This is a genomic window from Undibacterium paludis, from assembly GCF_022568815.1.
GTDB lineage: Bacteria > Pseudomonadota > Gammaproteobacteria > Burkholderiales > Burkholderiaceae_D > Undibacterium.
Window position 1 is genome coordinate 143920 of record NZ_JAKZHX010000012.1, and the last position, 21238, is coordinate 165157.

The window sequence follows — 21238 nt, forward strand, 5'->3', positions numbered from 1 at the left end:
AGAAAGGAGTAACAAATCCAGTACTGGCTGGCCAATAGCAGATCAAAGCAAAGAAATCACGAAATCCCCTTGCTTTTCCTCTGCGGTGAGGGGTTTTAGGCCTGACCGTAATGAACAAATACCTTATTCAGAGGCAGGGTGTTGGGCTGATGATGCATAGCCCAACCTACGATTTGCTATTAGACCTGCACGATAATCCTTACTTCCCGCTCTCCACCACCGTCAACACATCTGTCCCACCCGTCTGTCCATACAAATCCGGCCTGTACATGTCTTCCGCATACAACGGCGGTATGACGAATTTACCCGGTGTCACCACCCGCACGCGGTAGAACAGGTTCAACACATTCCAGTCCATGCGTACCGCCGCAACAAAACGGTCATCGCGGAATTCCACATGCTTGATGTGCGGGTCCTGCATCACCTCAGCCGGATTGAGCTTGTCTATCGTCACGGCATTCATCTGTTCACCCTGGACGATATTGGTGTTCTCGATTTCCAGTCCGGCCGGGATGCGGTCGACGATCATGCCTGTGCCCATGGCGCTGCGGCTGCGGGCAGTGATACGCATGAGTATGGTTTCGCCGACCTTCAGGGCGCGGCCATTGATTTCTGTGCCGTCAGGGTTATACATCTTGCGACTCAGTTCGATGACATCGCTCTTGGCCGGCGGCAGCTTGACCGGGTTGCCGGACATCGACAATTCCACATACAGATTGTCCTTGCTGTTATTCGTCAGCTTCAGACCCGCTGACAGATCGCCGGCAGGCAGTTCGCGGAACAGGCTGGTCTTGGCGCCAATTTCTTCTGCCTTGCCGGCGACAGTCAGGCTGCCTGTCCATGGCGCGGTATCACCGGTATTGTAGGAACGGCCAACCAGGAACAGGGCGAGTTTTTCCTGGGTGCTGTAATAACGGTATTTCTCCATTTCAGCAGCAATCACGGCAACCAGGTTGTCACGGCCAGGGATAGTGATCTGGTGACGGTCCAGCAAGGCATAGGACAGGGCTGCGTCACGCAGGTTGCTGCCGTAGTCATACCACCAGTAGCCATTGTCACGACCTTTCTTGACACCTTCGGCCAGGGCCACATCACTGCGTGCCTTGTCACCCATTTGCTTGAGGGCCACACCCAGCTGTATCAGGGCCAGGCCGGACTGCGCATTGCCGCGTGAATCATGGAGCTGGCGCAGCGTTGCCAGAGGGGCTTTGTTTTGCCGTGACAGTACGTAGGCACCGGCAGCCAGTACACCAAAATGACTGTTGTCGCGTACCCGGTTTTCTTCCCACAGGCTATTGCTGTTGCCGGTGATGACCACCGGTTTGGGATTCGACGGCAGGCGGGCGACGCCCTCCTGCAGACCACGCAGCAGGTAGTCAAGCGCCTTGTTATACATGGCGTCGGGCACACCAAAGCCCTGCTCACGCGCATCGACCAAAAAGCCCGTGACATAGGCCGACAGCCAGTATTCATACTCGGATGCATTACCCCACAGGCTGAAGCCACCATTCGGCGCCTGCATGGTCGCCAGGCGGGCTATCGCCTTGTCCAGCATTTCCACCCTTTGTTCGCGGGTATAGGCTTTCAGACCAAAGCGCTTGGCCGCTTCTTCATCGACAAACACATGCGGATAAGCGGTACTGGTCGTCTGCTCGGCGCAGCCGTAAGGGTAGGTCAGCAAGCCCTGGATCGCCGCACGTATGTCTATCGGCGCCTTGTTCGACATCACCATATGCGCCGCCAGCGAGGCACGATGCAAGCCGCCGAGTTCTGCCTCCCGGATGTCCAGCGATTCACCGGCCTTGATGGTGAAGCGTTTGGTGATCTGGGTCTGTGGTGTCGGCGCCTGTACCGTCAGGGCAAAGCTGCGCTCCATCTTGATGCCGGAACCGCTGATATTGACCGTGATGGTATGCAAACCCGGCATGGGCTTGGCTTCTATCGGGAATCGCAAGGTCTGTTTTTGCTGGTCTTTCAGGCTCAACGTGCGCTCGGCTTCTGTCAACTTCAGGGCTTCACCGCCATTGATGCTGACTTTCAGGTTTTGCACTGCACCGGACAGGTTGTGCAAATCCAGCGCGACGATGGCATTGTCACCGAAAGACAGGAAGCGCGGCGTTGCCAGCTCGGCGATCAGTGGTGCAGCGACTGTCATCTCTGCATCTTTTGCGCCAAAGCGTTCACCACCGGCGACCACGGCCATCAGGCGCAGTGTACCGTTGAAGTCAGGGATGGCCAGCGGGATTTCTGCCTCGCCCTGATCATTGAGTTGCACCGGTCCGCTGAAGATGTCGATGAGTTTGACTTTCTTCGGCAGGTTCTTGGTCGGTTTTGGTGTGTTGTCACCACCAAACTTGAGTTTGCCTTTCTGGCCCTGCATTTTTTCTATCAGGCGGCCATAGATATCATGCTGGTCAGAACCATAGCGCAGTTTGGCAAAGAAGAAGGCGTGCGGGTCCGGCGACACAAATTTGGTAATGTTCAGGATACCAACATCGACAGCCGACAGGGTCACCATGGTTTTCTGCCCCTTGGCTTCTGGCACCTTGATCTTCACCTTGACGGTGCTGTCTGGCAATACCTTGACCGGTGCCTCCATGGTCACCGCATATTTGCGGTCAGCACGCTCAAACGGAATGTGGGCCAGGCCCAGCGCCCGTGCCGGTGTGACCTTGTCGCCTTCATTGCCAGGGCGCAGCACCACCGCCGAGACATACAGGTCATGACGCTTCCACTCTTTATTGAGCGGGATGTCTATCGTTGTCGCTTCGGCACCGACAGCCATGCGTTTTATCCACAGGGTCTTGTCACCTTCGACCGTGATCAGGGCTTCCCCTTTATGCGGCGGCGTCATGGTCAGGCGGGCTGTATCGCCATCCTTGTAGGATGGTTTGTCCAGCTTCATGGCGACCTTGTCGGGACGCACACCCTGGGTTTCGTCAGTACGGGCGCTCCAGCCTACATAGAAGCGGTACACGGCAGACAGTTTGGTATCAGGGTCCAGCACTTCCATGCGGTAGCGACCATAGCGTACAGGCAGGCGTATCTTGCCACGCCCGTTGGCTGGTACCGAGGTGGCTGCGGTTTCCACCAGCTCGTCGGTTTCGGTAAAGCCCGATTGCCAGCCACGCTGGTCTTCAAAGCGCCAGTAATAATTGCGGTCTTCACGGAACAGGCGTACCGGCAGGGTTGGTGATGCCTGCAGTTTGCCATTCTGGTCAGCGCGTATCACTTCAAATTCCACCGGGCTGCCTTCGGGTGCATACTCGCCGGTGAACATGGGGCGCAGGCCGATCAGCACAGGGGCAGGCCAGACGGTTTTTTCCAGGCTGCGCACGACAGGACGGCCGCCGCTTTCAAGCAGGCTCAGGGTCGTACGTACAGTGAACGGTGAGCGGCGTTTGGCGACTGGCGTCAGGTCAACATCGACACTGGCCTTGCCGGCATCATCAAGCTTGCTTTCCTCAAGTTCGGTGCGGGTCTTCGCTTCGTTTTCCGTGACATCACCAAATTCAAAGCCAGGGTATTGCTTGGCCAGCGGATTCTTGTTGCGCTCAAACTGCGCTACCCCAAGCAGGCGGTTGCCGGCTGCCGGTGCGCCATACAGGTAATTGCCTTCGACATCGACGGTGTAATCACTGTCAGCCGCCAGGGTGGCCTGTTTGCTGGACAAGTCCAGCTTCATGCGTTCTGGCAGGAATTCTTCGACACCAAAACGGAAGACCGTGCCCGGCACCTTGTCAGCCGGGTCGGCACGTAATTCCAGGGTCCAGAAACCGGTCGGGGCATCAGCAGGCAATTCCAGGCGTTTTACCAGATAACCGCCAAAGCGCTGGTCAGGGCGCCAGGTTGCGGTGAACTGGTCTTTGCCATCCGGGCGCTTCAGTCTGGCCTGTATGGCTTTGGCGGGCACAGTATGGCCATCGGCATCGCGCGCCAGTACCGACACATCAAACTGCTCGCCAGGCCGGTACAGGTTGCGGCCGGAATAGGCAAACAGACGGGTCGCCTTGAATGGCGCGCCGGTGATGTCATATTCCGACAGGTCCAGGGCAGGCTCTTTCAGGGCCAGCAGTGATATTTGCTCACCTTTACGCGCCAGCAACACCTTGGCGGTCTTTGGCTGTTCGGCAAAGCTGACATGGCCGTCGCCATCGGTTTCTGCCCTGGCCAGGACCTTGCCGGCTTCATCCATCCACGATACTTCGACGCCGCTGACTGCCTTGCCGTCAGTCAGTGAGCTGACGAAGGCATCGGCCGCCTTGTCATACAGGCGGGTTTGCAGGCCCAGGTCAGACACGTAGAAATAGGTGGTCTGGAATTCATACCGGAAGCGGCCAGGCTGGCTCATGACAGCAACGTAAACACCTGGCTCCTTGATTTCCTTGATGTCTTCAACCGAGATATAGGTGACGCTGCGCTTGTTCGGTTTTTGCTCGGTCATGAAGCGTCCCATATAGACGCTGTCAGTCATATTGCGCAAATCGTCGAGCTGGTAGACCTGTACCGCACCTTTGAGGGCGCTACGCCTCCAGTCATAGTTGTAATCACTGTCACCTTCACCGTCGCCATCGCTGGCCTTGGCTTCGTCGGCTGTTTTTGGCTTGCCATTGATGACGCGATCCAGGAAACGTGGCAACTGGTCATTTTTAACGCGCAGGAACTGCACATCAACTTCGGGCACATTCACCGTCACGACAGGTAAGCCGCCATTCTGCTTGGCTGGCAGGACCATGCCATTGCTAGCGAAATAATATGAAGGAGAGACCGGCGCCGAAACGATGGAATAGCGTGCCTCAGCCCCCAGTGTCTTGCCATTGCGTGCGGGCAGGCCTGTCTGTACCTGTATCACATAGCGGGTTTGCGGCTTAATGTGGGGAAAGAAGAGGAGACGCGGGTTATCACCAACCACCCAGGCGCCGCTGACCGGCTTGCCGCCCTTGCTGTCGGTATCTTCAGGTTTGGTACTGACGGCGCTGACCTTGCCCTTTTTGGGCTGGCCATCATCGTCATAGCCATTGTCTTCATCATTATTGGTGGTTTCGGTCTTTTTCAGGTCCGCAGCCGAGGGCGGCATTTCAAATACCTGCAGGTATTTGTCATAGTTCTTGCCACTGTCGAGCGGTATGCTGAAAGTCAGGGCCAGAGCCGGCGCACCATCGAGACCACGATCCGCTGCATCAACCAGAGTCAGTGGGGCATTGGGGTCGTCATTGACTTCCAGACCGCCGCCCGGCGCAGGGTTTTTATTCTTGTACCAGTAAGCACCACCCAGGATGGCGATAAGTAAGGCGAACACCATCGCCATTTTGAAAGATTTGCTTTGCATGTGGCTTCCCTGACAGAGTCGTGACACCGGATGTACTGCTTGAATGATCAACAATGATTATGGCATGGTCATTATCAATATTTTCATTCATTACGATTTCTTCCGGTGTTACGGTTTCTTCCGCGGGGCAAATGCAACAGACTTCAGTATGGCTTGCAGTTTGAAAAGCAGGCTTTCAGTAAGGCTCAAAATCCACATGGTGTCGGCGCAGCACATCGAGCATCAATTGCTTCCAGGGGCCGCTTGGCACCCAGATGCGGGAAACAGCCTCATAAGCAACACGCGGGTCTTCCTTGCCGACAACAACACGGTACAGAAAAACCATGGTGGAAGCACGCATATTGACCTGGCAATGCACCAGCACTTTTTTGTCACCCAGGCTTTGCAGTATGCCGGCAAAGGTATCAAAGTCTTTTTCCGTCGGCTTGTTGAAAAGTATGGGGATATTCACAAAATTGATGCCCTGGCGACCGATGATCATATGTTCGTCGCGCACGGCGTCAGACACATTTGGCGGCGCCAGGTAAATCACGGCTTCATAGCCCTGTGCGGCCAGGCCTTCCAGGGCTTTGGCCGTGGGCTGACCAGAGCTGGTCAGGCGCACGGTGATGGGAACAACATTCGGCGCATCCAGGTCTTGCGCCCGGACAGTTGTGGATAAACCTGTAGACAAGGCTGTAGATAAGCCTATAAAAGCGGTGCATAAGTATGTTGACAAGCCTGTTGGTAAGTGTGTGCATAAGCGTGTGTATAAGGCTGTTAATATGCCTATGCATAAATTCCGGCTTATCAGGCTGATACAGGCTCTTAGCGTCATCATGCCGGATTTCCCTGTGCCAGACTCAGCATGTTCGCATCGCGCGAAATGCGCCATTTGCCGTCGGCATGCTTGCGCCAGACTGTTAGCACATGACCCTGCCGCACCATATCCTGACCGCCTTGCCTGGGGCTGATCGTGACTTTCAGGTAAGACCAGCTATAGGCAAGATCACCACTGGTGTAGATGTCATGAATTTCTGAACGTGAATTGATCGCATGGCTTTGCAGCACAGCCCGCAAATTATCGGCAAACTGCTGGCGGCCACGCATGGGAGCCAGCCCGGCAACCAGGAAGACCACGTCTTCTTCCATCAGATCCAGCAAGTTATCCACATCCCCAACCGCCGTTGCATCCTGCCACTGATGTATCAATTGGCTGATTTCGTTTTCAACTGCCGCTTTATCAGTTTGCATGATCTGCCCTTATTCAATACTGAGATGCCCCGCTGCATGGCTGGTTTCAGGGATGGGGTTTGTCCTTGCGATCAGGCTGGACGATTTGCCCCAGGTCCTTGCCTTGTTGTGCCAGCAGGCTTTCCAGTGCCGGCATCAGCGGACCCAGGGTTTCGGCCAGCATGGTGCGTACGGTGTCGACCACGACTTGCGTGGTCCGTTCAATTTCTATGTTCAGGCTGGAACCGGCTTTTTTCTCGGCAAAGACGGTCATGCGCAGGGTTTCCGGGATCAGCCAGACTTCAAACCAGCCTTCCTGGCGATTGACTTCAGCAATCGTCAGACTCGCACCATTGATGGCGATATAGCCTTTGGCGAAGATGTAACGCAGCCATTCTGGCGGCACCGCGATGCGTATCACATAATTGTTTTCGAGCGCGCGTATCTGGGCGATATGGGCTTTGAAGTCGATATGGCCAGACAGGGGATGGCCGCCAATTTCAGCACCGTCTTTGGCAGCCCGTTCTACGTTGACACGGCCATCCTGCGCATATTCACCCAGAGTGGTAATGGCCAGGCTCTGCTGCATGACATCGAATTCTGCAGCGCTGTCGCCATGCAGGGCCGTTACAGTCAGACAGACACCATCAACCGCTACGCTGGCGCCAATCTCCAGATCCTTGCAAAAACCCTGGGGAAATTCCAGCTGGTAAGTACGCAAACCTGTTTTGTCGCTGACTTGCGCAATGCGGGCTATGCCCTGAACGATGCCTGTGAACATAATGATTTCAGTGATATTTCAGTAATAAAGGATGATGCAGATTGTAAGCCATCTGGTGAAAAGCACACGCTCATGTTCAATCGTTAGTCCCTGCCTGCGTGACCAATGGCAGCTCCACAATAAAATTGCAGCCCTGGCCGACAACACTTTCACAGTGAACTTTGCCCCCGCAGGCCTCACTGAGTTTTTTGACGATGGAAAGGCCCAGGCCGGTCGAATGTTCGCCAGCTGTCGGCAGGCTGGAGAGTTTGGAGAATTTTTCAAACAGGTGTTGCTGGTCTTCTGTTGACAAACCCGGGCCTTCGTCGCGCACCTGGAAAATGCCATAGGTCTGGTTGCTGCTGACGCTGAGCCAGATTTGTTTGCCCAGTGGTGAATACTTGATGGCGTTGGAAAGCAGATTGTCAATCATCTGCACACAAGCATCCAAATCAGCATTCACCATCACGGCTTGCGCCGTTTCCATGTTCAATTGCAGGTCTTTGGCCTTGAGCATTTCTTCGTATTGATGGGCAACATCCTGCAGGACTTTGCCCAGATCAAGCGGCTGCAATTGCAGATGGAGGTTGCCGGTATCCATGGCATTGACATCGAGCAGGTTGCTGATGATGCGCATCATGCGCTGGCCGCTGTGGCTGATGCGTTCGAGATAATGCTGGCGTTGCTGTTCCGGCATTTTCTCGTAGAGTTTTCGCAGCAGGTCGCTCATGCCTATGATGCTGGTCAGCGGGTTTTTCAGGTCATGGGCGGCAATGCCGAGAAAATCGTTTTTGTCCTTGTCCAGTCTTTGCAGCCGGTTGACGGCTTCGGCCAGTTCCATCGTGCGCTGTTTGACCAGGGTGTCAAGTTCCTGTTCACTACGCTGGGATATCTCCAGCAGCTTGGCCTGGCTTTGCTGATGCTCGCGCTTGATGAGGTTGATATGGTCAGCCTGAGCCAGAGCCAGCAAAATTACTTCTATGGCAGAACCTATCTGGAAGCCATAGTCGCTGGCCCAGCTCGATTCTATGATGCCGAGATTGCGCATGGTCACCATCATGGCGCCGGTAATCCAGGCGATCGATGCCAGCATGACGATGTAGCCTGGCCGGTAGCCCTGCAAGCCCACATACAGGCAGACCGGCAAGACCACCAGCAGTTGCAGCATGCCCAGGGTTTGTACAAACGGCGCGACTACCGGGTTATAACCGGCCAGCACGGCCATGGCACCGCAGGCGGCGCCGATCTGCACCAGGCGGAAGAACCAGTTGACACGTGGCAAGCGTTGGCCCAGTTGTAAAAATGTCGACATGAACAACGATATGCACAGCAGTATCAGCGGTGAAATCAGGCCAGGGATGATGTCGACCAGGGCCGGCCAGTTGGGTGCGAGATACATGCCGATATGGCCATTGGTGCTCATGCCGGCAATCAGGGTAGTGGTGGAGAGCAGCAGGTAATATCCCATGGCGCGGCTGCGGTATGATGCGGCCAGCATCAGGTTATACAGGATCATCGCCAGCATGATGCCGTAGTACACGCCCATCATGTTGGAGATGAAATTCGATTCTTCCACAAAGGTTTGCGGTGTCGACAGGGTCGCCCGTAAAAATACCGAACTGGTGCTTTGCACTCGCAGATAGACCACGGTGGTGTCTGTCGAAAGCAGGTTCAGTAAAAATACCGGGTAATGATGGCGAACTTCCAGCGAAGAGAAAGGCAGGCGGTCACCAGCCCTGTGGACATCCATGCTGCCATCTGCCCTGGGGTGATACAGGCGCAGATCGTCGAGCATGACGGGGGTGATTTCCATCAGCCATTGCTGGCTGACGGTGAGTTTGCTTCTCTGCAGGTCAAGCCTGAGCCAGAACACGGATTTTGAATACGATGCACGTAGATTACCCGGCAAGTGCCTGAATTGGCTGGCGTATTCGGGTTTGAGGATGTCCTGGATGTCGAGTTTGCCTGTCTTGTCTTCAAGCAAGTCGAATTGAGACGTCAGGGACAGCTTGCCCTGGTCACTGTCCAGGCTCAGTGTCGCTGCATGCAGGTTGCCTCCACCCAGGCAAAGGTAAAGTGCAAGTAACAATAATAAGCGTACACAGTTCAGGCTGTTTGCAGGCATCGTTGACTGGTCGTGTTGGATGAGTGCCGCCTTGCAACGAGTGACAGGCAAGGCGACATAGCTTCAGACTAGCAAGTTTTACTGCGGGCAGCAATAGCACTTATCCATGCTGATGCCATCCGGATACAGCCGGCGTCAGCGCGAATCATTACACTCAAGTATCAAGCAGCACGTCATGCTCAAGTTCAGGTATCAGATTGGAATGCGTCATATTCACCAGGTTCTGGCGCAGCCATTGATGGGCCGGGTTACGGCTGTCACGTTCATGCCAGAGCATGTCGATGTGGACGTCAGGCATGGCGAAAGGCAGTTCTTTCCAGATCAGGGCTTCGGTCATGCCGGTGGCAGAGATCAGGTGGCGCGGCAGCACTGTCAGCAGGTCGGAATTGGCTACCACACGACCACCGGTAAAGAACTGGTTAACTGTCAGCAGGATACGCCGCTCACGGCCCATCTGGCTCAGTGCTTCATCGACCAGACCATGAGCGCGCCCCGAAAAACTCACCAGCAGGTGTTTTGCATTGCAATAATCATCAATGGTCAGCTTGCTGGCAGCCAGCGGGTGGTCTTGCCGCATCACGCAGACATAGTGGCCGGAATACAGGCGTTCATGGCGTATGGCGCTGTTGGCAGCGCCCTGACCACCGGTCAGCTGGGCGACTACGCCAGGGAAAAAGCCGATGGCGATATCAATATCGCCACGCATCAGCATGGGGCGGGGTTCACGTGTGGTCAGTGGCACCATGCGGGCATTGACACCGGGGGCGTCTTTTTCTATCGCCTTGACCAGGGTAGGCATCCATAGCGCTGCCGTGGCGTCGGCCATGGCCATGCGGAAGGTGGTCTGGGCCTTGGAGACATCAAAACTGGCTGGAGCGATCGCACTTTCCAGACTGGACAGGGCCTGACGTATGGCCGGCCACAGGGTTTCTGCCCTTGGTGTCGGCTTCACCCCGTAGGCCGTACGAATCAAGAGTTCATCACCCAAAGAATGGCGCAGGCGCTTCAAGGCGTTGGAGACGGCCGGTTGCGTCATTGCCAGCTTGTCAGCCGCACGGGTGAGGTTCTGTTCGATCATGACTGCATCAAAAACCCGCAGCAGGTTTAAATCCAATGTCAGGAAATTCACTTTATCCACCCTGGTCATGTAGTAAACAACAATTATTCACAAAAAGCATAATTGATATGATAAATCAAAATTAGATTTATATGATGCAGTGCAATATGATGACCTCATTACAAAGTGTTTAAAGAGTGGAGTAAATCATGAGTTTCCTGACTATCGCCTTCCCAGTCGCCAATGCGCTGCCCGTTTCCCAAATCGCCATCAGTGCCGTTGTTGGCGCTGCCCGTCCTCTGCTGGGCCTAGGTATTCTGGCCACCATGCTGATCGTATTCAAGCCTATGCTGGTTGGCATGCTGCGCGCAGCCCTGCTGGTCATCAGCCCGAAAAAAACCCGCGAAGAAAAAACAGCCGGCCGCAACCTGCGCAATATGCTGGCCATTCATCGCATCGCCAATGACCTCGACGGCACATCGCCAAACATGGCCGCTGAACTGCGCGCCATGGCTGCACGTGGCTGATCGCAACTAGTCCTAGCCGATGTCTGGTCGCCCCTGATCAGACATCAAATTTTAGTATAGCGTTTAATCAATTTATTGTCGTCATGCAAGAATCGTCTTTGTACTCACTGGCCACAATCTCTGGATCTTTACCTCACCAGCCGCGCGCCGTGGCCGGTTCGAGGAGTCTGGCATCGATGTTGCCAACCATCCTGACTACTGGTGTGGTCAGTCTGGTGGCGACGGCAGTCATGCGCATGTTGTGGATGGGTGTTGGTCATGATTTCTTCGGCGCCTGGATGGAAGCCTGGCTGACCGTGTGGCCTATCGCTTTCCCAGCGGCATATATCAGCAAACCGCTGATCAATAAACTGGCGCGCCGCCTGAGCAGGCCTCTGCCAGCCGCAACCGGCTTTGGTGTCAGTGCGGTGATGCAGGCATCAGACCAGGCTACGGCACAGAGTGGTCTGCAACGCAAGATCAATGTGTTGCCTATACATCGCTAAGCATCGATAAAACAGGTCTCAATAGCCAGAAAGCCACAGCATCAGCCTGTGGCTTTTTTGTTTTTTGTACCTGACAGCTCTGTACACTGCGTCATGTATTCCTGCATGACTTCTTCCTGTATGCGTTTGATGCTGCCATCCTTTTCCATTGCACGCAAGACATTGTCCAGCTCTGGCAGCAGGTGCTGATGACGGCTGTGCAGGAAGTGGTAGCCCAGCCTTCTTTCCAGCGATGGTTCCAGCATGTGGACTTGATTCAGGCCCAGTTTGCGCACCAGACAAAAAGCAAAGCGTGAATCCACCGCGACATCAGTACGACCTGCATCCAGTTTTCTGAACAGCGACTCCAGGTTGGGGGCGGTTTCTTTTTGTGGCACGTTCTTGAGACGGTCTTCAAAATACGTGACACCACTCACATAGCCAACCTGATAAGGCTTCAGGCTGTCGTAACCATCTACGGTAAAATTTTTTTTGGTCGCGAAAACGACGGCTTCTTCTATCATGATGGGCACACTGCTTTTGACAGAATCAGGCAGGCCGCTATCGATGATCTTGGCAGAATAAGCATCGAGTTTGCCGGCGGCCCACATGCTCATGGCGCGCGCGGCAGGCAGGGCAATGAAATTGACCTTGATACCCATCTGCGCATAGGCTGTACCCAGAATTTTCTGGGCTGCCATGGTGCTGGGACGGTTGACGTCGGGATAAGCAATATCAAAACGGGTATCCTCGCGGGACCAGGCTGTTACCGGCACGGTAAGACTGATACTCAGTGCCATGACTGTGAATAGTCCGCCAGTTTGTAGACGCATGCCAGCCCCAGGTAAATGAGCGATATTCCCTGAGTATTTATACACCCGAATCCTCCGCATTTCCAGCATGTGTCTAAAAAACAAAAAGCGCGACCGGGGCCGCGCTTTTTTGACCAACTCAAAAATCAACCTACATTCAAGCCGCCAGACGTTTTTCCAGAGCCAGGCGGGTTGCTTCCAGTTCAGCCGGCAAATGGTAAGCCAGTTTTTCAAACAACTCGGTATGCAGTTTCAACTCTGCTTCCCAGGCTGCCTTGTCGATGGAAGTGATGGTGTCAAACTGTGCCTGGGTGAAGTTCAGTCCTTCCCAGTTCAGGTCGCCATAGTTGGGAGTGACACCGAAGATATTTTCGACACCGCCGGCTTTGCCTTCTATGCGTTCCAGCATCCATTTCAGGACACGCATATTGTCGCCAAAACCTGGCCAGACAAACTTGCCGTTTTCATCGGTGCGGAACCAGTTGACGCAGAAAATGGCAGGCTGTTTTGCGCCAGTCGCTGCTATCTTATCGCCCATGTCCAGCCAGTGCTGGAAATAGTCACTCATGTTGTAACCCATGAACGGCAACATGGCGAATGGATCACGACGTACCACGCCTTGCTGACCAACGGCTGCAGCCGTGGTTTCGGAGCCCATGGTCGCTGCCATGTAGACGCCTTCTACCCAGTTGCGGGCTTCTGTCACCAATGGTACGGTTGTCGAGCGGCGGCCACCGAAGATAAAGGCCGAAATAGGCACGCCAGCCGGGTCATCCCATGCTGCATCAATCACCGGGTTTTGAGTAGCTGCCACCGTGAAACGCGCATTGGGATGAGCAGCTTTACGGCCTGTCTCTTTGGCGATTTCTGGTGTCCAGTCCTTGCCTTGCCAATCGATCAGATGCGCTGGCGCCTCCTTGCTCATGCCTTCCCACCAGACGTCGCCATCATCGGTCAGGCCGACATTGGTGAAGATGGTGTTGGCTGTCAATGAAGCCATGCAGTTGGAATTGGTCGCAGTATTGGTACCAGGCGCCACGCCAAAATAACCGGCTTCCGGGTTGATCGCATACAAACGTCCATCCTTGCCAGGTTTGATCCAGGCGATGTCATCGCCAATGGTCGTGACTTTCCAGCCTTTGATGGCGGGAATCAGCATGGCGAAATTGGTCTTGCCGCAGGCAGACGGGAAGGCTGCAGCCACATAATGCTTTTTGCCTTCTGGTGATTCCACACCCAGGATCAGCATATGTTCTGCCAGCCAGCCCTGGTCACGGCCCATTGTGGAGGCGATACGCAGTGCAAAGCACTTCTTGCCCAGCAGCGCATTGCCACCGTAGCCGGAGCCAAAGGACCAGATTTCGCGCGTTTCTGGATAATGCACGATGTATTTGGTGCTGTTGCACGGCCATGCGACATCGGCCTGGCCTGCTGCCAGCGGCGCACCAACTGTGTGTACGCAAGGGACGAAATCGCCATCTGTGCCAAGCACGTCATACACGGCCTTGCCCATGCGCGTCATGATACGCATATTGACTGCCACATAAGGGGAGTCAGACAGTTCAACGCCGATATGGGCGATAGGTGAACCGAGCGGCCCCATGGAGAAAGGCACGACATACATGGTGCGACCACGCATGCAGCCATCGAACAGCGGGTTCAGGGTGGCGCGCATTTCTGCCGGGGCCATCCAGTTATTGGTCGGACCTGCGTCTTCCTTGTTGGCAGAACAGATATAGGTACGGTCTTCGACGCGGGCGACGTCAGAAGGATCAGAACAGGCCAGGTAGCTGTTGGGACGTTTGGCCTCGTTGAGTTTTTTCATGGTGCCGGCGGCAACCATCTGGGCACACAGACGGTCATACTCTTCTTGCGTGCCGTCACACCAGTAGATGTTGTCAGGTTTGGTCAGGGCCGCCATATCGGCGATCCAGTTGATCAATTTCTGATGTTTCACGTAAGCGGGTGCATTCAATGCAGCCACACCTTGCATGATGGGTTGATTCACGATACTACCTCCAATGCCATTTCAATAAAAAAACCGGTGTAGCGGCACGGCAGGATCGTCGTTGGAATGTGGCGATGCGATCGCAGGAGAGCGCTCAAGCAAGGCGAACACCATAGCGGCGGTTCTGTCGGATAATACGAAGACAAGAGGGTGTCTTGGCTCCTGGCTTGCGCCCGGCAGGATGGCGCGGGGCGGAAGAATAAAAAGCTACGTAGGCGGTTATTGTACACGCGAGTGGAGATTCAGGCGAATTTTGCCTCAGTTTTATTATCATTGTTTTACGCTTTATGAAAGTGAAGATTTTTCAGCCCAGCCTCTGAAAATCCCGGTTGGATGAAATTAACTGGTTTAAGCGCGTTTTAAGGAAAAATAAGTCATGAAAATAGCCATACTCGATGATTATCAGGATGCAGTCCGCCACTTGCCCTGTTTTGATTTGTTGAAAGAGCATGAGGTCAAGGTTTTCAACAATACGGCAACCGGCACAGGTCAGCTGGCAATACGCCTGCAACCGTTTGACGCCGTGGTGCTGATACGCGAGCGCAGTCGCCTGACCAGGCCCTTGCTACAGAAACTGCCGAATCTGAAGCTGATTTCGCAGACCGGCAAAGTGGCTGGCAATATAGACATCGCAGCAGCGCATGAGCTTGGCATCAGCATAGCGGAAGGTGTTGGCGACCCGACTGCACCGGCAGAACTGACCTGGGCGCTGATCATGGCAGCTTCGCGCAAATTGACGAATTACGCAGCCCTGTTACAGCAAGGCGCCTGGCAGACTTCTTCCCTGTACCCTGCCCACAATCACCTGGGCCGCGTGCTGAAGAAGCGTACCCTGGGCATCTGGGGTTACGGCAAGATAGGCAAAATGATCGCCGGTTACGCCAAGGCCTTTGGCATGCAGGTGATGGTCTGGGGCCGTGAACCCAGTCGTGCGCAGGCCGCCAGTGACGGCTTGCTGGTCGCCGCCAGCAAGGAAGCATTTTTCGCTGAATGTGATGTGATCAGCATGCATTTGCGCCTGAACGAAGCGACCAGGGGCATCGTCAGCCAGGCAGACCTGGCACTGATGAAAGCTGACGCCCTGTTCGTCAATACCAGCCGTGCCGAGCTGGTACAGCCCGGTGCCCTGGAAGCGGCACTTGATGCCGGTCAGCCCGGCTTTGCTGCAATTGATGTATTCGAGAGCGAACCGGTTACCACCGACTACCCTCTGATACGCCGTGAAAACGTCCTGGCGACGCCGCATCTTGGCTATGTGGAACAGGATAGTTATGAACTGTATTTTCGCATGGCATTCCAGAATATCGTTGACTTTGCCAACGGCAATCCACGCAATATCCTGCAAATAGCATGACTCCATACCTGCGTCTTCATGAATCCGGCACTGATATGCTGATGCAAGCAAAAAATATTTTAAGATTAACATTGCAATTACTTTAACTTTGCAAAAAATGCACTAAAATGCATATTCAACACAATCAGCCCGGGTTGATTGGTGTTTTAAGTGCAATGTTTCCTGCTTGCATCATAAGCGAGGCATAGAAATAGAATATACCCAGCTTGTCGAGAGCTTGCAGCAAAGGGCATTCATCCTTGCACTTCAGGTCCAAAAAAATTGGAAGGAGAACCTTGCGATGAGACCACAGGTGCAGAATTCGGCAATACCGGAAGCCGCAGTCAGTACAGACTTTGAGGTGACAGAGAGACGGTTTCAGGCCAGAGGTCTGATTATTCTTTTTTTACTCTCTGCCCTGGTCTTTTTTGCCTTTAATTACTGGCACGCAGGATCGCAATTGCCTGGCGTGCTGGTTGTGATGACTGCACTTGTCTTGCTATTCCCGGCGCTGTTGCTCAGCAGCAAAGAAAAACTTCTGGTGCAGGCAGAGTCCCTGATACTCTGGTTTGCCCTGATCAGCAGTCTGATCATTGGACTGACAGCAGGGCCAACAGGAGGGCTGTCATCTGCTGTCGCCTTTCCCTTTCTCGCCCTGCACCTGAAAGGCCGGCGCAGGGGGCTGCAATGGAGTATGGCCTGGGCGATCATCCTGTTTGCAGGCATGCAGATCGCCGCACAATTCTCACTGGCGTCAGCCCAGAACGAAAGACTGTTATGGCAGGCCGGTGTTGCCCTGCTGTTTTATATTGGCATTGCGCTGATGCTGAACCGCGCCGTCGGTGCCGGGCAAAACAGTGACGAGGCCGCAGCCGCCGATCAGGGAAACAAGGAAAAACTGGCCTATCTGGAACAGATTGCCTATCACGACAGCCTCACTGGCTTGCCGAACCGCCTGTGTTTCATCGAGATACTGGACAAGGAAATCAGTCTGGCGCAAGAACGTGGGCATTCCCTGATGCTGGCCCATATACGCCTGCAAAGAATGTTTGAAAACCGCAGCATCATCGGGGTGGAGGCAAGCGACAGACTGATCTGCAACATCGTTGCCACCATGACGGCGGCAGTGGGTTCACGTGGTGTTTTCGCCCGTGTGCGCCGCGATGAATTTGTCTGCGTCTACCGCCAACATTCAGAAGAAATCAATGCTACGGAAATCATCAAGGAAATCCTGGCTTTCCGGCTTGAATACAAGATTGATGACTTTGCTGTACAGGTTTCCCATACCATAGGTGTCGCCAGCTTCCCACAACATGCCCAGGATGCAGTCACCTTGCTGCATAAAGCCGGGCAGGCCATGCTGCAAGCCCAGTTCGCCAACCAGAACCTGGCATTCTATGACGAAAAACAGGAGCAGCATTTTGTCAGGAGCCACATGCTGTTCAGCAAACTGCAGGAAGCCCTGAGAAAAAATGGGCTCAGCCTGCATTACCAGGCCCAGGTTGACCTGCGTAGCGGAACCATCATTGCAGCCGAAGCCCTGATGCGCTGGATAGATCCCATATCGGGCCCGGTTTCTGCCGCAGAGTTTATTCCCATCGCTGAAAAATCCGGCCTGATCAAACCACTCACCCTGTGGGCCATGCGCGAGGCCTTTGGCCAGTTACTCAGATGGCGTGCAGAAGGCCTGAACCTGTCGGTTGCCATCAATATACCAGCCCGATGCATCATGGAGGGCGAGGTAGTCGACGAATTACGTCACCTGTTCAGGACATGCAATCTGCCAGCCGGATCAGTGATACTGGAATTGACAGAAGCCATGTTCACCGACACGCCGGCAGCACTCGTGCAAATCGTCGCCAGCCTGCACAAAATGGGGTTCCGCCTGTCTATCGATGATTTTGGCGCCGCTCAAACCTCGCTGTCCTGCCTCAAAGACCTGAAGATTGACGAGCTGAAGATAGACCAGGTCTATATACGCGGTATGGCAAATGACGGTAACAGTCGCGCTATTGTGCAATCCACCATACAACTGGCCCATAACCTGAACCTGAGGGCCGTCGCAGAGGGTGTGGAAAACCCCAGGACAGAGAAACTGCTGCAGGACATGGCCTGTGACGTGGGACAAGGCTTTTATTTTTGCAAACCCATGCCTGCTGATGTCTTCAGTCAGTGGGCCAGGGCCTGGCAGATCAATAAGCGGGCAGCGCTGTCGGCCTGAGCATCAGTATCAACCACGATATCGTCAAAGCAGGCAAAAGGCAGTAGCATGGGGGTTTTTAATCCAAGCCCCCATTTATTCATGCCTGATGACACCCTGAAGAAAAAACTCACCCGGCTCAGCCTAGGCCTTTTGTTGTGCCTGCTGTTCATTGCAGCCGCGATCAGCGTGCTCGGTCTGCGTGACCAGGTAGTAGTCGCCGACCTGGCCGTCGTCCCTGGCAATACGGTAGAAGCCAATGGCAAACCCTCGCCGCGTTTGCGCGGTCGTCTTGACGCCGCCTTGCAACTGTACGTGGCACAAAAATGCAAGGCCATCCTGGTCAGTGGCGGTATGGGTGAAGAAGGTCACGATGAAGCGGCTGTCATGAAAGACTACCTGGTCAGCCACGGTGTGCCTGCTGCTGCCGTCTACACCGACAGCCAGGGCGTCAATACCTTTGAAACGGCCAGGGCGACCGCCAGGCTGGTACAGGAAAAAGGTTTTAAATCAACCATCCTGGTCAGCCAGTTCTTTCACATCGCCCGCCTGCAGCTGGCGATGAAAAAATTTGGTGTACCGGCTGCGGGCCATGTGCATGCCAATTACTTTGAAGCCAGGGATGCCTATTCCCTGCTGCGCGAAGTGTTTGCCTATTTCGAATACACCTTCAGAAATCCCCAGTAAGGGGAGCATGTCTTGCTGGTAGCGAATAATCAAAATTCCAGCGGCAGACTCCAGCCACTGGGAATCACATCATGCCTGACCACGGCCCGCTGTTGCTGGCGGCGCTGCAGGCTGTCAGGACTCCAGGTCTGCTCCCAGCCGGGAGGATAAGTCAGGTCAGGGCCTTCCCATTGAGGCAGGCGCTGGCGTACCGCGATGACGGGCAGGTACAGTGACAAAGGCTGTTCCAGTGTATCAGCCCCCAGGCTGTATGCATAATTCGGCAAGAGGGCATCGCAGGTAGCAGCAAACCAGGCTGTATGATCTTCATCCTGGCCCAGGGCCTGGGCCAGCCCGGCCGGATCAAAACGGGCCAGGGCATCGATCAGTTCAGCCGTGGTCGCACCGGGTGCATCACCCCAACCCATCACGGGATTGAAATTATAGTCGGCACCGGAACCATACCAGCCTTCACGCCAGGGCCTTTGCATCCAGTTGCGCGGACCTGTGAACAATTGCCAGCGCCAGTGCAAGCCGGACGGCTTGGGCCAGCTGTACAGATAGAGTTTTTGATAACCGGCGGCATGCAATTCCCTGACCATGGCCATCAGGCGCGCATGCGGCATGCGCTCAGGCGGTGAGCGGCGGAACAGTATGGGCTCCCCATCTGCATGCTGGACTTCATCCGTGGACAGGTTCAGGTCCAGGGTACGTTTTTCATCACCAAAGCGCGCCGCTACCCAGCCGCTCAACAAATTGACGGCAGTCAGTACGCCATATCCGCGATGGCGGTGAAAGATGACGGTTCCGGGGGCGATGGCTTTCATTTTGTATGAACTTGATATGGTCTGGTATGGCTGTGCTACAACGCATTAGTGTAGCAGTTTTCAGTCCTGCATCCGGCGCGTTACAATGTGTCTTGAATTTTCCAACATCAACAGAGACAGACCATGACTTTACGCATACTCGCCACCGGTGGCACTTTCGATAAACACTATGATGAACTGGCAGGCAAACTGGCTTTCGCCGACAGCCATCTGCCCGAGGTGCTCAAACGTGCACGCCTGACCATACCGGTAGAGCTGGAAGTCTGCATGCTGATGGACTCCCTGGACATGGATGACAGCCACCGGCAGACCATACTGCAAGCCTGCCAGAACGCCAAAGAAGAGGCGATCGTCATCATCCACGGTACTGACACCTTGCGTGAAACCGCCGAAGTACTCGGTGCTGCCAACCTGGGCAAGACCATCGTGTTCACCGGCGCCATGATACCTTACGAAATCGCCAATTCTGACGCCTTCTTCAACCTCGGCTTTGCCTGCAGCGCCGCCCAGTTGTTACCGCCTGGCGTGCATGTGGCCATGAATGGCAAGGTCTTCGCATGGGACAATGTGCAAAAAAACCGGGCTGCCGGCGTGTTTGTCACTAAATGAGGTGAATGATGAGACTGCTGCTGGCTACCATGCTGTTTTGTTTTACGACGCTGACGCAGGCAGCAGATACCCGCTTTGACTCGATTTATTTTTTTCAGTCACAAGCCGAACTTGAAAAAAAAGGCATCAATATCGAAAGTTTTGGCCGCTACACCCGGGTCTTGCAAACGCAGATTTACAGAGCCTTAAAAAAAGTGAAGATGCCGCAAAGCGCCGGTTATCTGGTCGTCGCTGTCCGTTCTGATGGCGAGGTGGCAACCTGGCTCGATATGAGCCCTGCGGTGCATGAACATTACGATAACCAGATTTATGAGACGGTAAAGAAAATCAATCCGGTCGATGTCAGGAGCGGCATTCTGGTGTTTGGCATCAAGATGGCCATCGATACGGCGGTACACACACAAAAAGCCGTGCCCGAACCACCAGACTGGCCCGAAGCCAGGAAAAAGCTCAACGACCCCGGTAATATTGAAGAACTGGTGCTGTCGCTCTGGCCGGAGTGACAGCAAGACAGCTCACGTCGAAACAGACCAGTCAGATCGACATATCCCGCAACATCCTGGACGCCTCGCGATTGGCCAGCAAAACACTGCCGTCACGCATATGCAGACGCAATTGTGACTGCTCATCAGCCTTCATGGATTCAACAAAATCCAGGTTCACCAGCAACGAACGGTGTATGCGGATGAAACGCGCCGGGTCCAGCCGTGATTCAAGTTCAGAAATACCAAGCCTGACCAGGTGCGTCTTGTCACCGACGATGATGGCGGTGTACTTGGCATCGGCCTTCAGATAGGCGATATCGTTGACGTGCACAGGGAAAATATGGCCGCGATCACGCACCAGAATACGATCAAGACGCCCTGTCTCGCGCCCGCTGGCCTGACTCAACGCGTGTTCCATCACCTGCATGGATGGTGGTGCATCCAGCAGACGGTCAACCGCGGCATCAAAACGTTCACGTGAAAATGGTTTGAGCAGGTAATCCACCGCATGCAATTCAAAGGCTGTCACGGCATATTGATCGTAAGCGGTAGTAAAGATGATTTCCGGCAGGTGACTGAGCCGGCGCAGGACTTCCAGGCCGGTCATTTCCGGCATCTGTATATCCATGAAAACCACGTCGGGCTTGAGCAGGTTGATTTGCGTCAGTGCACTGACGCCATCGGCCGCTTCGCCGATCAGACTGAGCTCGTGCCTGTCGCTGACGGCATCGCGCAAGACTTCGCGGGCCAGTGGTTCATCTTCTGCGATGAAGGCGGTTTTCACTATGGTCATGATGTTTTTTCTTTTCTCATTCAATATCTGA

The 21238-nt window shown here is 54.5% G+C and carries 17 protein-coding genes; 7 read left to right on the top strand and 10 right to left on the bottom strand.

From position 1 onward, the window contains the following. Window positions 1-199: 199 nt before the first annotated feature. From LZ463_RS20595 to LZ463_RS20620, 6 genes are all read right to left on the bottom strand, one after another. On the bottom strand, window positions 200-5329 hold the full coding sequence (locus LZ463_RS20595; RefSeq protein WP_241457939.1) for an alpha-2-macroglobulin family protein: 5130 nt from the start codon (window positions 5327-5329) through the stop codon (window positions 200-202). A 175-nt stretch (window positions 5330-5504) separates the two neighbouring features. After that, entirely contained in the window at window positions 5505-6002 is a 498-nt protein-coding gene (locus LZ463_RS20600) for a protein tyrosine phosphatase family protein (protein ID WP_241457941.1), read from the bottom strand. A gap of 143 nt (window positions 6003-6145) precedes the next feature. Continuing rightward, window positions 6146-6562, bottom strand: coding sequence for a YybH family protein (locus tag LZ463_RS20605; RefSeq protein ID WP_241457943.1), 417 nt, complete (start codon window positions 6560-6562; stop codon window positions 6146-6148). A gap of 46 nt (window positions 6563-6608) precedes the next feature. Next, a complete protein-coding gene (locus tag LZ463_RS20610) occupies window positions 6609-7322 on the bottom strand; it encodes a riboflavin synthase subunit alpha (protein ID WP_241457945.1) in 714 nt (237 codons plus the stop codon). A 76-nt stretch (window positions 7323-7398) separates the two neighbouring features. Next, the gene (locus LZ463_RS20615) at window positions 7399-9426 is read right to left on the bottom strand and encodes a sensor histidine kinase (RefSeq protein ID WP_241457957.1); all 2028 of its coding nucleotides are present in this window, start codon (window positions 9424-9426) and stop codon (window positions 7399-7401) included. A 154-nt stretch (window positions 9427-9580) separates the two neighbouring features. Then, a complete protein-coding gene (locus LZ463_RS20620; RefSeq protein ID WP_241457959.1) occupies window positions 9581-10555 on the bottom strand; it encodes a LysR family transcriptional regulator in 975 nt (324 codons plus the stop codon). A gap of 137 nt (window positions 10556-10692) precedes the next feature. Here LZ463_RS20620 and LZ463_RS20625 point away from each other — a divergent pair, with 137 nt between their 5' ends. Both LZ463_RS20625 and LZ463_RS20630 read left to right on the top strand, forming a co-directional pair. Next, the gene (locus LZ463_RS20625) at window positions 10693-11010 is read left to right on the top strand and encodes a hypothetical protein (protein ID WP_241457961.1); all 318 of its coding nucleotides are present in this window, start codon (window positions 10693-10695) and stop codon (window positions 11008-11010) included. A 176-nt stretch (window positions 11011-11186) separates the two neighbouring features. Continuing rightward, entirely contained in the window at window positions 11187-11495 is a 309-nt protein-coding gene (locus LZ463_RS20630; RefSeq protein WP_241457963.1) for a DUF2798 domain-containing protein, read from the top strand. Between the two features lie 41 nt (window positions 11496-11536). Here LZ463_RS20630 and LZ463_RS20635 read toward each other — a convergent pair whose 3' ends face one another. Both LZ463_RS20635 and LZ463_RS20640 read right to left on the bottom strand, forming a co-directional pair. Further along, entirely contained in the window at window positions 11537-12307 is a 771-nt protein-coding gene (locus LZ463_RS20635; protein WP_241457965.1) for a substrate-binding periplasmic protein, read from the bottom strand. 136 nt (window positions 12308-12443) lie between these two features. Beyond that, window positions 12444-14294, bottom strand: a complete 1851-nt coding sequence (locus LZ463_RS20640) for a phosphoenolpyruvate carboxykinase (GTP) (RefSeq protein WP_241457968.1) — start codon at window positions 14292-14294, stop codon at window positions 12444-12446. Window positions 14295-14670: 376 nt separating this feature from the next. Between LZ463_RS20640 and LZ463_RS20645 the strand changes: the two genes are divergently transcribed. The 3 genes from LZ463_RS20645 to LZ463_RS20655 all read left to right on the top strand — a co-directional run bounded on the left by LZ463_RS20645 (window position 14671) and on the right by LZ463_RS20655 (window position 18514). After that, a complete protein-coding gene (locus LZ463_RS20645; protein WP_241457970.1) occupies window positions 14671-15648 on the top strand; it encodes a D-2-hydroxyacid dehydrogenase family protein in 978 nt (325 codons plus the stop codon). Window positions 15649-15928: 280 nt separating this feature from the next. Further along, window positions 15929-17848 (top strand): putative bifunctional diguanylate cyclase/phosphodiesterase, encoded by a 1920-nt coding sequence (locus tag LZ463_RS20650; protein ID WP_241457972.1) that lies wholly within the window; start codon window positions 15929-15931, stop codon window positions 17846-17848. Between the two features lie 81 nt (window positions 17849-17929). Continuing rightward, entirely contained in the window at window positions 17930-18514 is a 585-nt protein-coding gene (locus LZ463_RS20655; protein WP_241457974.1) for a YdcF family protein, read from the top strand. Window positions 18515-18543: 29 nt separating this feature from the next. On the opposite strand, the gene LZ463_RS20660 is transcribed toward LZ463_RS20655, so the two are convergent. After that, the gene (locus tag LZ463_RS20660; RefSeq protein WP_241457976.1) at window positions 18544-19320 is read right to left on the bottom strand and encodes an L-asparaginase; all 777 of its coding nucleotides are present in this window, start codon (window positions 19318-19320) and stop codon (window positions 18544-18546) included. A 123-nt stretch (window positions 19321-19443) separates the two neighbouring features. Here LZ463_RS20660 and LZ463_RS20665 point away from each other — a divergent pair, with 123 nt between their 5' ends. Beyond that, window positions 19444-19929 carry an asparaginase domain-containing protein gene (locus tag LZ463_RS20665; RefSeq protein WP_241457978.1) on the top strand — a complete coding sequence of 162 codons (486 nt, stop codon included), beginning with the start codon at window positions 19444-19446 and terminating at the stop codon, window positions 19927-19929. A gap of 5 nt (window positions 19930-19934) precedes the next feature. Next, entirely contained in the window at window positions 19935-20432 is a 498-nt protein-coding gene (locus LZ463_RS20670) for a hypothetical protein (protein ID WP_241457980.1), read from the top strand. Between the two features lie 31 nt (window positions 20433-20463). Here LZ463_RS20670 and LZ463_RS20675 read toward each other — a convergent pair whose 3' ends face one another. After that, on the bottom strand, window positions 20464-21207 hold the full coding sequence (locus LZ463_RS20675; RefSeq protein WP_241457982.1) for a LytR/AlgR family response regulator transcription factor: 744 nt from the start codon (window positions 21205-21207) through the stop codon (window positions 20464-20466). Window positions 21208-21238: the final 31 nt, after the last annotated feature.